The organism is Tepidibacter aestuarii, from assembly GCF_934924865.1.
GTDB lineage: Bacteria > Bacillota > Clostridia > Peptostreptococcales > Peptostreptococcaceae > Tepidibacter_A > Tepidibacter_A aestuarii.
The window spans coordinates 3,244,319-3,259,746 of record NZ_OW235315.1 but is presented as its reverse complement, the minus strand read 5'-3'; the positions used below and the strand labels follow the sequence as shown (position 1 = coordinate 3,259,746).

General features: G+C 31.0%; 6 protein-coding genes. All 6 read left to right on the top strand.

Features of this window, described 5'->3' with window-relative positions; all coding sequences use genetic code 11:
- Window positions 1-167: 167 nt before the first annotated feature.
- The 6 genes from M2214_RS15810 (at window position 168) to M2214_RS15785 (ending at window position 15,425) form a co-directional block, all read left to right on the top strand.
- Window positions 168-2,579, top strand: coding sequence for an S-layer homology domain-containing protein (locus M2214_RS15810; protein WP_248480941.1), 2,412 nt, complete (start codon window positions 168-170; stop codon window positions 2,577-2,579).
- A 555-nt stretch (window positions 2,580-3,134) separates the two neighbouring features.
- Window positions 3,135-5,540, top strand: a complete 2,406-nt coding sequence (locus tag M2214_RS15805; RefSeq protein WP_248480939.1) for an S-layer homology domain-containing protein — start codon at window positions 3,135-3,137, stop codon at window positions 5,538-5,540.
- Window positions 5,541-5,992: 452 nt separating this feature from the next.
- Window positions 5,993-8,692 carry an S-layer homology domain-containing protein gene (locus M2214_RS15800; protein ID WP_248480937.1) on the top strand — a complete coding sequence of 900 codons (2,700 nt, stop codon included), beginning with the start codon at window positions 5,993-5,995 and terminating at the stop codon, window positions 8,690-8,692.
- A gap of 172 nt (window positions 8,693-8,864) precedes the next feature.
- Window positions 8,865-12,143 carry a preprotein translocase subunit SecA gene (secA, locus tag M2214_RS15795; protein WP_248480935.1) on the top strand — a complete coding sequence of 1,093 codons (3,279 nt, stop codon included), beginning with the start codon at window positions 8,865-8,867 and terminating at the stop codon, window positions 12,141-12,143.
- A 26-nt stretch (window positions 12,144-12,169) separates the two neighbouring features.
- Window positions 12,170-12,841, top strand: a complete 672-nt coding sequence (locus tag M2214_RS15790) for a DUF6042 family protein (protein WP_248480933.1) — start codon at window positions 12,170-12,172, stop codon at window positions 12,839-12,841.
- A 139-nt stretch (window positions 12,842-12,980) separates the two neighbouring features.
- Window positions 12,981-15,425 carry an Ig-like domain-containing protein gene (locus tag M2214_RS15785; RefSeq protein ID WP_248480931.1) on the top strand — a complete coding sequence of 815 codons (2,445 nt, stop codon included), beginning with the start codon at window positions 12,981-12,983 and terminating at the stop codon, window positions 15,423-15,425.
- Window positions 15,426-15,428: the final 3 nt, after the last annotated feature.

Below are 15,428 nucleotides of genomic sequence, written 5' to 3'. Positions count from 1 at the left end.
TCTGTAATTGTAATACATCAATTATAGGAGTATAATGAATCTTGTAATAAGAAAACGACAAAATTCGACAAAATAAAATGCAGCTTAATTCCAGTAAGATTATTAAATAAGTAAGTACGAATAACTTATATATATCGATATCAAATTTCGAGGAGGAATAAAGAGATATGAAAAACAATAAAAAAGTACTTTCTGTAGCATTAGCAGGAGCTTTAGCATTCGGATCAATGGGAGCAGCTTTTGCAGCAGTTCCAGAAGATGTTAAAGGAACCGATTATGAAACAGCAGTAGAAAGATTAGCAGCACTTGATATATTAAAAGGATATGAAGATGGAACGTTCAGACCAGATAGAACTATAACAAGAGCAGAATTTGCAACAGTTGTAGTAAGAGCGTTAGGACTTGAGAGTTCAGCGAAAGCTTCAATGGGAACTACAAGCTTTAACGATGTAGCTTCTAACCATTGGGCATCAGGATACATCAATATAGCATCAGGACTTAAGGTTGTAAATGGTAGAGGAGACGGAGTATTCGATCCAGAAGCACCAGTTAAGTATGAAGAAGCAGTAACTATGTTAGTAAGAGCATTAGGATATGAGCCAGCAGCAAAAGCTAAAGGTGGATACCCAAATGGATACTTAGTAGTAGCTGGACAAGAAGATATAACTGATGATGTAAACGGAGTTATAGGACTTGCAAGTGAAAGAGGAATAGTAGCTCAATTAGTAGATAACTCATTAGAAGTACCTATGATGGTTCAAGTAGGATACGGAGATGAAGCTAAATTTGTAAAGTCTGGAACTGATGGTACAGATAAAGAAACTTTATTAGTTGATAAATTAGATGTAGAGTACACTGAAGATGTATTAACTTTCACTGATTCTCAAAAAGATGATAACAAGGTATCTATAGGATCTAAAGAGTTAGAAGTAATGGAAGGATTCAACTTTGAAGGATTAAAAGATGTTAATGTTAAAGCATACTTCAATGATGATGATATATTAGTTTCATATGAAGCTCAAGATGATGTATATGTTGACGCTGTTGAAATAAATGTAGATGGTGACGATGTAGAAGTTAAATTAGTTGGAATGGATAAGACTTACAATGTAGCAGATGATACTCGTATGGATTTATCAGGACTTACTGATGGAGAAGAGTTTGAATATGCAAAAGTTATAATAGAAGATGGAAAGGTAGTAGCTCTTGATACAATAGCTTCATTTGATGGATATATCTTAGTAGAAGACGTTGATGGAGATGTTATATCTGGACATGAAGAAGAGCTAAACTTAGATGATTACACTGTAATGAAGGACGGAGTAGAAATATCAGCTTCTGATATTAAAGAAGGAGATGTAGTATTCTACAACGATTCTAAAGACTTCGCAGAAGTATACACTAAGACTATAACTGGTAAGGTTGAAGATGTATTAACTGATCAATTTACAATAGATGGAGTAGAGTACAACTACGAAGGAGCATTCTATTTAGATTCTGATTCAGAAAAATCAACTACAGATTTAGAAGATAAAGTTTCAGATATGGAAGATAAAGAAACTACTATCTATGTAAACAGACAAGGTGAAGTTGTACTTGTAGATGTTGATGAAGATGCAGAAGAAACAGGAACAGTAGTAGGATTATTAGATGGAAAGATTAAATCTTACTCAAACAGAGGAGAAACTTACTACGGAGTAGATGTAATCAACAAAGATGGTAAAGAAGTAAGCTACGATGCTGAGTTTGATGAAGATCTTATAGCTGGAGATGAAGACTTAGATGCTATATCAGGATTAGTAGAGCTTAAGATAGATGTAGATGGAAACTTAGAGGAAATAGTAGTATTAGATTCAAAAGATGTTGCTAATGTAGATGTTGATGATAACTATGCTGGTGGATTCAAATTAGATGATTCAGCTTTAGTATTCAACACAGAAAAATACACTGATGATGCAGAAGACATTAAGATAAGCGCTTGGGGAGATGTAGACTTTGATGAAGCGATAGCTGCTACAGTATACGCTGAAGATGGAGTAGTAAAATACATGGTAGTTCAAGATGCAGACAATGATGCAGAAGATGTTACTACAGAAAAAGCATTAGTAACAGAAGTTAAGAAAGTTTCAGGAAAAGACGAATTAAGAATCAAAGCTTATGTAGGTGGAGAAGAGAAAGTATTCTACACAGATACTAACGAGAAGTTAACTATAGAAGATATAGATAATGATTCAGCAACTGGACTTGATATGGACGATGCTAAAGCATTAGTAGGAAAGATAGTAGAGCTTGATATAGATGATGAGACTGGAAAAGTAGTTAATGAATCAGCAATAGCAGTAATAGATGGAACAACATTAGCTGATGGAACAGTTAAAGTATCTAAGAAAGAAATAGTATCAGGTGAAACAACTTACAGATTAATCTCAGATGCTAAGGTATTTGAAGTAGATGGAACAGATGTAGAAGTTATGTCAGTATCAGATATAGACTTCACTGATTACACAGTAACAGTAATAGAAGATGAAGCTGGAACAGCATTCGTTAAGTATGTAATATTAACTCCAGCATCTAAGTAATAGATGATTATTAAAAAGAGACCTTAGGGTCTCTTTTTTTATACTTAAGCAAAAATCATCCTCATTCAAATACCGATACTTAGTCAACATTTTAATAAAACTAAAGATTCTGCTTTATAAAATATTCTAAAAGTTCTAAACTCCTTAAAGTCAGACAAAGAACTTTCTTAACGAATATTTTAACAGCACAATCTAAGTTTAATAGTAAAATGTTAACCAAAAAGTATCTAACATTTAAATGAGGATAATTTTTAAGTGTAGTTGCTTAGAGCATATGATAAGGATGATATATATTAATATAAAGGAAGCCCCTTATATTATAAATAATAAAAATGAGAAGTTTTAAAGTATCTAGTATGTAACATTTTATTAACTGTACTGTAATACTTCTGTAATTGTAATACATCAATTATAGGAGTATAATGAATCTTGTAATAAAGAAACGACAAAATTCGACAAAATAAAATGCAGCTTAATTCCAATAAGATTATTAAATAAGTAAGTACGAATAACTTATATATATTGATATCAAATTTCGAGGAGGAATAAAAAGATATGAAAAACAATAAAAAAGTACTTTCTGTAGCATTAGCAGGAGCTTTAGCATTCGGATCAATGGGAGCAGCTTTTGCAGCAGTACCAGAAGATGTTAAAGGTACAGATTATGAAACAGCAGTAGAAAGATTAGCAGCACTTGATATACTAAAAGGATATGAAGATGGAACATTCAGACCAGATAGAACTATAACAAGAGCAGAATTTGCAACAGTTGTAGTAAGAGCGTTAGGACTTGAGAGTTCAGCGAAAGCTTCAATGGGAACTACTAGCTTTAACGATGTAGCTTCTAATCACTGGGCATCAGGATACATCAATATAGCATCAGGACTTAAGGTTGTAAATGGTAGAGGAGACGGAGTATTCGATCCAGAAGCACCAGTTAAGTATGAAGAAGCAGTAACTATGTTAGTAAGAGCATTAGGATACGAGCCAGCAGCAAAAGCTAAAGGTGGATACCCAAATGGATACTTAGTAGTAGCTGGACAAGAAGATATAACTGATGATGTAAACGGAGTTATAGGACTTGCAAGTGAAAGAGGAATAGTAGCTCAATTAGTAGATAACTCATTAGAAGTACCTATGATGGTTCAAGTAGGATACGGAGATGAAGCTAAATTTGTAAAGTCTGGAACTGATGGTACAGATAAAGAAACTTTATTAGTTGATAAATTAGATGTAGAGTACACTGAAGATGTATTAACTTTCACTGATTCTCAAAAAGATGATAACAAGGTATCTATAGGATCTAAAGAGTTAGAAGTAATGGAAGGATTCAACTTTGAAGGATTAAAAGATGTTAATGTTAAAGCATACTTCAATGATGATGATATATTAGTTTCATATGAAGCTCAAGATGATGTATATGTTGACGCTGTTGAAATAAATGTAGATGGTGACGATGTAGAAGTTAAATTAGTTGGAATGGATAAGACTTACAATGTAGCAGATGATACTCGTATGGATTTATCAGGACTTACTGATGGAGAAGAGTTTGAATATGCAAAAGTTATAATAGAAGATGGAAAGGTAGTAGCTCTTGATACAATAGCTTCATTTGATGGATATATCTTAGTAGAAGACGTTGATGGAGATGTTATATCTGGACATGAAGAAGAGCTAAACTTAGATGATTACACTGTAATGAAGGACGGAGTAGAAATATCAGCTTCTGATATTAAAGAAGGAGATGTAGTATTCTACAACGATTCTAAAGACTTCGCAGAAGTATACACTAAGACTATAACTGGTAAGGTTGAAGATGTATTAACTGATCAATTTACAATAGATGGAGTAGAGTACAACTACGAAGGAGCATTCTATTTAGATTCTGATTCAGAAAAATCAACTACAGATTTAGAAGATAAAGTTTCAGATATGGAAGATAAAGAAACTACTATCTATGTAAACAGACAAGGTGAAGTTGTACTTGTAGATGTTGATGAAGATGCAGAAGAAACAGGAACAGTAGTAGGATTATTAGATGGAAAGATTAAATCTTACTCAAACAGAGGAGAAACTTACTACGGAGTAGATGTAATCAACAAAGATGGTAAAGAAGTAAGCTACGATGCTGAGTTTGATGAAGATCTTATAGCTGGAGATGAAGACTTAGATGCTATATCAGGATTAGTAGAGCTTAAGATAGATGTAGATGGAAACTTAGAGGAAATAGTAGTATTAGATTCAAAAGATGTTGCTAATGTAGATGTTGATGATAACTATGCTGGTGGATTCAAATTAGATGATTCAGCTTTAGTATTCAACACAGAAAAATACACTGATGATGCAGAAGACATTAAGATAAGCGCTTGGGGAGATGTAGACTTTGATGAAGCGATAGCTGCTACAGTATACGCTGAAGATGGAGTAGTAAAATACATGGTAGTTCAAGATGCAGACAATGATGCAGAAGATGTTACTACAGAAAAAGCATTAGTAACAGAAGTTAAGAAAGTTTCAGGAAAAGACGAATTAAGAATCAAAGCTTATGTAGGTGGAGAAGAGAAAGTATTCTACACAGATACTAACGAGAAGTTAACTATAGAAGATATAGATAATGATTCAGCAACTGGACTTGATATGGACGATGCTAAAGCATTAGTAGGAAAGATAGTAGAGCTTGATATAGATGATGAGACTGGAAAAGTAGTTAATGAATCAGCAATAGCAGTAATAGATGGAACAACATTAGCTGATGGAACAGTTAAAGTATCTAAGAAAGAAATAGTATCAGGTGAAACAACTTACAGATTAATCTCAGATGCTAAGGTATTTGAAGTAGATGGAACAGATGTAGAAGTTATGTCAGTATCAGATATAGACTTCACTGATTACACAGTAACAGTAATAGAAGATGAAGCTGGAACAGCATTTGTTAAGTATGTAATATTAACTGCTAAGTAATAGCTTATATAGAAAGAGACCTTAGGGTCTCTTTTTTTATGAAGCGAATTTTTATACGTAAGGAAATTATTAACATGGATATAAAAAGTAAATAAAATATAAATTAACATAATAAAACAGTTAATTACATGTATGTAAAAATACCCTTGGAAATTTTATGAAAATTACAAAATATGCATAGGAATAATATGGTAAAATCTAAAATTTAATATACTTTTAAAAATTGTAACATAATTGTAATTGAAATAAGTGGTATATAAGTGTATAATAACTTTGTAGTTTTACATATAAACAAGGCCTTTATAGACATTTTTAGGAAATTGACAATTAAAAAAAAGGCATTATTAGACAAAACAGACAACTAGAGGTAAATGACAGTTTTTATGTTAAAAATTGCAAATCCTCAGAAGACAGAATTTAAAAGACAACTAGGTTTACAAGGAGGAAATAAAATGAAGAATACTAAAAAAGTACTTTCAGTAGCATTAGCTGGAGCTTTAGCATTCGGATCAATGGGTGCAGCTTTTGCAGCAATGCCAGCTGATGTTAAAGGAACAGATTACGAAACAGCAGTAGAAAGATTATCAGGACTTAATGTATTAAATGGATATGAAGATGGTACATTCAAGCCGGAAAAAACAATAACAAGAGCAGAATTTGCAGCAGTTGTAGTTAGATCATTAGGACTTGACGATTCAGCTAAGGCTTCAATGGGAGCTACTGGATTTGGCGATGTACCTGCTAACCACTGGGCATCAGGATACATAAACATAGCATCAGGACTTAAAGTTATAAACGGAAAAGCTGAAGGAGTATTTGATCCAGAAGCACCAGTTAAGTATGAAGAAGCAGTAACTATGATAGTTAGAGCTTTAGGATATGAGCCAGCAGCAAAAGCTAAAGGTGGATATCCAAATGGATACTTAGTAGTAGCTGGACAAGAAGATATAACTGATGATGTAGATGGAACAATAGGAACATCTGCTCCAAGAGGAATAGTTGCTCAATTAGTTGATAACTCATTAGAAGTAAACATGATGGTTCAAGTAGGATACGGAGACGAAGCTAAATTCGTAAAGTCTGGAACTGATGGTACAGATAAAGAAACTTTATTAGACACTAAATTAGATGTTGCATTTGAAGAAGACATAGTAGATTTTACTTCTTCTCAAAAAGATGACAACAAAATAGAAGTTGGATCTAAAGAAATCGAAGTTAAAGATGGATTTAACTTTGAAGGATTAAAAGGAGTTAAGATCAAAGCTTACTACAATGATGATGATGAATTAGTATCATACGAAGTTAAAGATGATGTATACTTCGATGCTATAGAAGTAGATGAAGATGGAGACGACTTAGAAATCAAATTAGTAGGAATGGATAAGACTTACACAGTTTCTGAAGATAAGCGTGATTTATTTACATCTATAGAAGATGGAGATAACTTTGAGTACGCTAAAGTTATAGTAGAAGACGGTGATGTAGTTGGACTTGACGCTATAACTTCAATGGATGGATACATCTTAGTAGAAGATGTTGAGAAAGATGTTATATCTGGACATGATGAAGAAGTTGATTTAGAAGATTATGTTGTAATGAAGGATGGAAAAGAAATCAAGGTTTCTGACATCGAAGAAGGAGACGTAGTATTCTACAATGATTCTAAAGAGTTAGCAGAGGTATACACTAAGACTGTAACTGGAAAAGTTGAAGATGTATTAACTGATGAATTTACAATAGATGGAGAAGAGTACAACTACGAAGGTGCATTCTACTTAGATGAAGATTCTGAAAAATCTACTACAGAGTTAGAAGATAAAGTTGCTGATATGGAAGGTGAAAAGACAACTATCCATGTAAATAGACAAGGAGATGTTATTCTTATAGATGTTAACGAAGACTCTGAGAATACAAGTAAAATAGTTGGATTCTTAAAAGATGGAGCTATCAAGCAGTATGAAAATAGAGGAGAAACTTACTATGCAGTTGATATAATCAACAAAGATGGTAAGGAAGTAAGCTATGATGTTGAAGTCGATGATGATGTTATAGATGGAGATGAAACTGTAACTAATGGAAAAGTTGATGATATAACTGGATTAGTAGAGCTTGAAATAGATGAAGATGGAGAAATTAAAGAAATAGTAGTATTAGAAAATGATACAGATAACGATATAGATGTTGAAGATGATAACTATGCTGCTGGATACAAATTATCTGATGATGTATTAGTATTCAATGTAGAAAAGTATGACTACGCTGATACAGATGCAGATGATGTTGAGATAAGCACATGGGAAGATGCTGACTTTGATAAAGTTACAGATGCTGTAGTATATGCTAAAGATGGAAAAGCTAAGTATATACTTGTAAAAGATGCTGATAATGATTCAGAAGAATCTACAACTGAAAGAGCTTTAATAACAGAAGTTAAGAAAGTTTCTGGAGAAGATGAGTTAAGAATCAAAGCTTATGTAGGTGGAGATGAAAAAACATTCTACACAGATACTAATGAAAGATTAGACATAAGTGATGCAGGATTTGATATGGATGCAGCAGAAGCTTTAGTAGGTAAAGTTGTAGAATTAGAAGTAGATAACGATTCTGGAAAGGTTGTTAATACAGATTTAGATGCACTATCAACTACTACAGTAGCATCTGATGCAACTGTTAAGGTATCTGCTAAAGAAATAATAGATGGAGACACTACTTACAGATTAATATCTGGTGCAAAAGTATTCAACGTAACTGATGCATCTGATGTGACTGTTGAGTCTGTATCTGATATAGATTTAGATGAATACAATGTTGAGTTAGTTTTAGATGAAGCTGGAACTACATTTGTTAAGTACGTATTATTAACTGATATAGCTGTTGCAGATCAAGCTGATGTAGATGCAGATAAAGCTGCATTAACAATAGAAGGAGATTTAGACAACGTAACAGCTGATTTAACTTTAGAAACATCAGGATCTAATGGATCAACTATTGCTTGGGCATCAAGCGATGAAACTGTAGTTGCAACTAATGGAACTGTTACAAGACCTGCATCAGGAGAAGCAAATGCAACTGTTACATTAACTGCTACAATTGAAAAAGGTGACGTTACAGAAACAAAAGAGTTCACAGTTACTGTAATAGCTTTACCATAATAAATAAAGATATTTAATTATATAAGTTAAAGGACAAGAGAAGGATTATATCCTTCTCTTGTTTTTAATTTATAAGAAAATGTAGTATTTAAAATTAAGCGCAACTTTACTAATGAAATCGTAAATTTTTGGAATAATAATATTTAACAAAGCTACAGTAGGAGGAATATTTATGAAAGATTTTTTTAGTGGAATTATCAATCCTCATGATAGAAAAATTAAAGATCTTCAAAAAAGAGCGGATAATATATTAGCTTTAGAAGATAAAATAAAAAATTTATCTGATGAAGAATTGAAAGATAAAACAGAAGGATTTAAACAAAGGATTCAAAATGGTGAAAAGTTAGATAATATATTAGAAGAAGCATTTGCAGTAGTTAGAGAAGCTTCTTTTAGAGTATTTAAAATGAAGCATTATAAGGTTCAATTAATGGGGGGAATAGCTCTTCATGAGGGTAATATTGCTGAGATGAAAACTGGAGAGGGTAAGACTTTAGTAGCTACACTTCCTACGTATTTAAATGCATTAACAGGTGAAGGTGTATTCGTAATAACTTCTAATGAGTATCTTGCAGCTAGGGATAAAGAGGAAATGGAAAAGCTATATAATTTCTTAGGACTAACAGTTGGCCTTACTCATAGAGAACTAAATGTAAAACAAAAAAAGGAAGCTTATAACTGTGACATAGTATACGGTACTAATTCTGAGTTTGGATTTGATTATTTAAAAGACAATATGGTTACTGTTAAGCAAAATGTAGTTCAAAGAAGTAGAAATTTTGCAATAATAGATGAGGTTGATTCTATACTTATAGATGATTCTAGAACTCCGCTTATTATAACAGGAGAAGCAGCAAGACCTTCTCAATATTATATAACTGTTGATAAATTCATAAAATCTCTTAATAAAGAAGATTATGATATAGATAATGAAAAGAGAATAGCAAATTTAACGCAAAGTGGTATAGATAAGAGTGAGAGAATATTTGGAATAGAAAACATAGCTGATATAAAGAATACAGAGCTATATCATCATATAAGACAGTCGCTTCAAGCTAACTATGTATTTACTAAAGATAAAGATTATGTAGTTCAAGATGGCGAAATTATGATAATAGATAAATTTACAGGAAGAGCGCTTCCAGGAAGAAGATTTGGAAAAGGTCTTCACCAAGCACTTGAAGCTAAAGAAAATGTAGAGATAAAGAAAGAAACAAAAACTCAAGCTATGATTACATACCAAAACTATTTCAAGCTATTCAATAAAATAGCAGGTATGACAGGTACAGCATACAGTCAGAAACAAGAATTCAAAGACATATATGCTGTAGATGTTGTATGTATACCTACAAACAAAGAAATAAAAAGAATAGATAAGGCTGATTTGTTGTTTAAAACTAAAAAAGCTAAACTTAAATTTCTTGTAAATGAAATTAAAAAACGAAATGAAAAAGGACAGCCTATACTTATAGGTACTATATATATAGATGATTCAGAAGAATTAAGTGAAATGTTAACTAAAAATAATATAAAGCACAAGCTTCTAAATGCAAAGCAAAATAAAGATGAAGCTGATATTATATCAAATGCTGGACAAAAAGGTGCTGTAACTATTGCTACTAATATGGCTGGTCGTGGTACGGATATAAAACTTGGCGATGGAGTTGCTGAACTTGGAGGACTTTATGTAATAGGAACAGAAAGACATGATTCAAGAAGAATAGATAATCAGTTAAGAGGTAGATCTGGACGTCAGGGAGATCCTGGTGAAAGTCAATTTTTTATATCTCTTGAAGATTCTTTATTCTCTAAGGTGGGAAAAGAGGCATTAGATAGAATTGTAAAGATAGTAGATAAGATGAACTTAGGTTCAGATGATTTTATACAGGATAAATTAGTGTCTCAAGCTATAGATGGGATACAAAAGACTGTAGAAACTAGTAATTACAACGTTAGAAAGAATACTCTTGAATTTGACAAGATATTAAACAAGCAAAGAGAAACTATATACAATGAAAGAAACAAGATATTAAATGGAGAGGATATGAGCGAGTTTATCTACAGTATTTTAAAGGATACTATAGATAAAAATATAGATTTATGTACATCTAACAGTGAATATCCAGAAGAATGGGATTTAGATTCTATACAAAAGTATTTGAATGAAACGTTTAAATTCAATAATTATATAGATTTCACTAAAATGGAAAACGATGAGATTGAAAATTTAAACAAGCATGATATAAAGAAAAAAGCATATGATAAGGCAGTTGAACTATACAAACAAAAAGAAAAAATAACAGGAGAGACTCAGCTTAGATATCTAGAGAGAGTAACTTTAATGAAGAATATAGATGATAAGTGGACAGATCATTTAGATATGGTAGATCAAATAAGACAGGGAATAATATTCCAGTATATAGGTGGTCAAAGTCCTGTTAGAATATTTAATAAAGAAGCCTATGATATGTTTTCAAATATGCTAGAAGAAATAAAAGAAACTTCTATAAGATCTTTGTTTATAATAGCTAATATAAATGAAGAATTAGATGAGGTTCAAAAGATAAAAAAAGAACATGAACTTAATGAAGAGCAAAGAATAAAAAGAGTAGAGGAATTAGAAGATAAATATAGGATGAGTAGATGGTTCGTATCGAAAATTCCATCTAATATTCCTAATGTAAAGTTTAATGTAGATATAAATGCTACAGAAGAAGTTGATGCTACTGTAAGCCTTTATTATATGGATAATGGATATGAAGAAAAATTAGAAGAATATGATAGAGATGTTAAGATAAAAGGAATATATGTAGCTGATTTTGAAAAACCTAAAGATAGAAACTGGAATATGGGATGGTATCAAATAAAGGTATTTGTCTCAAACCAAGAAGTTAAGCACATAAACTTTATAGTAGATAAGCCATCTAGGGAGTTAGAATCACATGAACTTAAGAATATAATGTTTTTTGAAAAGCAAAAAGAAATATTTATAGATACTGATATAGAATGTTATGAAGAGAATATAAAAGGTGAACTTGTATATAATAAAAACGAAAAAACTAAGATAAAATTTGAGATGCCTGTTGAAGACAATAAGGTCAAACTTAAAATGAGAAGTTCTAATAACTCATGGGATAATGGATATTATGAGATAAGGATTAAAAGTGGTAAGAAGAAGATAATAATACCATTTATAGTATCTGATAAATATACAAAAGAAAAAGGTGTGTTTAAATTAGACTTAATCTCAATTAAGAAAGATCAAGAAGTAACAGGAGAGTTGATAAGTATAGACACTAATAAAATGCTTGCAAGTATTCCTGTAAAACTCGATGGAAACGGTAAAGCATCTATAACATTTAAGTCAGAGGTAATGCAAGAGGGCAGATATGAATTTAGACTTATAGATGATGAAGATGTTCTTTGCAGAAAAATATTTATTATAGATTAAATTTTATTCAAAAAGGAGAATTTAATATGGAGAATAGAGTGAAGATAAATGTACCAGAAGAACTTCAAAAATATATGTGGTTTAGATATATGCCCCTTTCAACTTATAAGACATACTTAGTTGTGGGTGCTACTAAATCTCAGCAGTTAAAAGGTCTTGAGGCTACTCAAAAAATATTAAATACAAATCTTGAAGGAGGAGAAGAACATCCTCAGGTTGTAGAAGATAAAAAGAATATTTTAAAGAAAATAGGTTTTAAATATCCAGAGACAAGACAAGATGATTTGGACCTATTGTTAAAGTATAAGCTAGTAGAACTTAAAAAAGATGAAGATGGTTCCATGTATTACGAATATACAAAACCAGTACCTAGACCAGAAGATGTATTGAATCTTGATGATGAAGAAAAACAAATTCTTCAAAACATAAAACTTGAGGTAAAACATCAAGGTGATTTAAATCAAATATTGACTCTTCTTATAAACAGCAATGGAAATATGCTTACGACATTAGATCATATTCATAATACGACTAAGGTCAAGCACGCAGATATAAAGACTGTTTTAGAATATTTAGTAAACGAAGGTTCTGTTAAAGTTAAATCAGACAAAGATATGAAAGATCTTAGAAAGAATGATAAGATATATGTAAGTATAGATAAAGAAGTATTTGAGAAGAAGAGATTCGTAATAAGTTAAAAAATATTTATAAATAAAGTAGATACCTAGATTTCGCATAAATGAAATCTAGGTATTTTTTATTTAAATTTATACTTCAAAAACTTATACTAAATACCGATATATAGTACATAATGTAAATATTTAGAGGGGGGATAATATGAATAGAAAAATAAGTTTAATGTTAATATTTTCAATAATATTAACTTTAATTCCTATAGATATATCAAATGCGGTAGGAATAGAAGATACTCTTACTCTTAGAACTAGCAAAGAGACTATAACTAAAGATCAAGTAGGTGTAAGCTACGATACAACATATATAGACGTGGTATATGGATCTAATTACACTAAAGATGGGTCAAAAGATATAAATGCTAATATGGATATATTAGTAAATGGAATTTCAGATAAAGATAATTACAATTTAACTTTATATCCAAGTGAGCATAAAGTTATAATAGAGCTGAAGGATTCAAGTAAAAGATTGAATCATAGCTCTTTATATACAGTACATATTAATGCTGGCTTATTTAAGGATAGTTCAAATATAGGTAGTCAAGAGATAAAATATAATTTTGTTACAAAGTCAAACACTACAAGCCAAAGTGGGATTATAACTAATACTGAATATAGTGGAGGGACTATAATTTACACTTTTTTAGATAATGTTGTATTAAATCCTGATGCAGTAGCTAATAAGCAGAATTACATAACAATAACATCTTCTTTAATAGATAATCTAAAGGATGATACTTATGTAGCTGATAGTATATCAAATTATACAGTAAGTGTAGATTCTACAGATCATAAGAAGCTTAAAGTTCAAAGAGTAGGAGGTTTTAAAGATCTCTCAAAATATACAGTTACTTTAAATCCAAACTGCGTATATCTTGAAAATGCAGCTGATATATATAATCAGCAAAATGTTATAAACTTTAGCACAGATGATATAGTAAGTATTACTGATCCTATAGATGGTTCAAGTAATGTAGGGTTACATCCTACTATAAGTGTTAAGTTTAAATATCCTATAGACAGTAATATAGACAAAACTAAGGTAAGTCTTATATCGAGAAGTGGAAGTACATATACTAATGTTCAAAATTATGTTTATGCAGATAAATCTGTTGGTTCTTTAGAGACAGATTCTTTAAAAATAGATATGAATAATCTATATAATGATACGAGATTTGAACTTTCAAAGAGTGAAGAGTATACTGTTAAATTAGCACCTGGAGCTGTTGGTTTGCAGGGAAAATTAAATTCAAGTAATACTTTATTTAGGTACAATAAGGATATAACTTTTAAGTTTAGAACTATAAAGGATAGACCTGAGATAATAGATACTATACCTAGCAATAGTTCATCAGCTAAATATGATGAAAATGATTTACATAAAGATTCAGATGGAACTTATTATTTAACAGCTATATTTGATGATTTAGATGGAAGTGTTAAATTATATAATGATAATAAAACTCCTAGTAGATTTAATCTTTATTCAGATGGAAGCAGTGAAAATCTTATAGATGATACTAAGGAGATTAAAATAGAGTATAAGTCATCTTATAAAAAGACTTATATGTACATACCTATAAAAGAAAAACTTAATGCGAATACTAAATACGATTGGTATGTGCCTGAAAATGTAGTAGAAAATGGTGCTGTAAATGAAAGTGGAGAAAAACTTTTAAATGCAGCAAAGTCATTCTCATTTTCAACGACGCCAATGCCTATAGTATCAAGAATTGTAGATGCAACTGTAGGTGAAGATTATGATGAAGATGAACCTATAATATTAGAAGGTGGAATGTTCTATTCAGGTGGAATTGAGGTATACTTTGAAAATGAGTTTGGACATAAAGAAAGAGCTGAAAGAGTAGTTATAGAGGATAAAATGGCTAAGGTATATCTTCCTGATGGAAGTGATAGATTAGAGCCTGGAACTTATAAGATAATAGTTGAAAATGATGATAACCACAAAAATATTATAGAATTTGATACGTTAAGTGTTATCAAAAAAGGAGATTTCGCTCCAACTGAAGATAAGAAAGTAATCAAAGATGATTCTAAGGGAAAAGTTGAGCAAGATATGAAGGTAAGTGAAGATACTTTAATACTTAGTTCTTCATATAAAAATAAGAGTAGTTTAGAATTAGATTTAGACGAGATTATGGGAGAAGATAGTTTAGTTAGAAAGATAAAGTACGAGGGAAGTAAAAGCAGCGTAAATTCAAATATTAATACAAAGTCAAAATATGCAGATATAGATATATACAATTTAAGACCTGTTGATTATGATAGAGATAAGGATATGGTTGTATCTCTTGGAAGGGTTGAACCTTTAGTTGTAGATAGTATAAAGAACAAGTTAAGATCAGCTCATGTAGTATCTGATTTTATACAGGTTGCGGGAGATAACTTTACTTTTGATAATGTAAATATTAGAATTCCATATGAGTATGCAGGTGATAATATAAATGTTTTAAGATATGATGAGGAAATGAGAAACTGGTATACAGTTCCATTTAGTATCGATAGAGCAGATAAAAATGTATATATTAAATCAAGTAGAAAAGGAATATTTGTAGTTGTAGATTAAGGA

Bases quoted from the DNA above. Each gene is read 5' to 3' on its own strand.
- secA (WP_248480935.1), top strand. From the start codon at position 8,865: ATGAAAGATTTTTTTAGTGGAATTATCAATCCTCATGATAGAAAAATT.
- M2214_RS15805 (WP_248480939.1), top strand. From the start codon at position 3,135: ATGAAAAACAATAAAAAAGTACTTTCTGTAGCATTAGCAGGAGCTTTA.
- M2214_RS15790 (WP_248480933.1), top strand. From the start codon at position 12,170: ATGGAGAATAGAGTGAAGATAAATGTACCAGAAGAACTTCAAAAATAT.
- M2214_RS15810 (WP_248480941.1), top strand. From the start codon at position 168: ATGAAAAACAATAAAAAAGTACTTTCTGTAGCATTAGCAGGAGCTTTA.
- M2214_RS15785 (WP_248480931.1), top strand. From the start codon at position 12,981: ATGAATAGAAAAATAAGTTTAATGTTAATATTTTCAATAATATTAACT.
- M2214_RS15800 (WP_248480937.1), top strand. From the start codon at position 5,993: ATGAAGAATACTAAAAAAGTACTTTCAGTAGCATTAGCTGGAGCTTTA.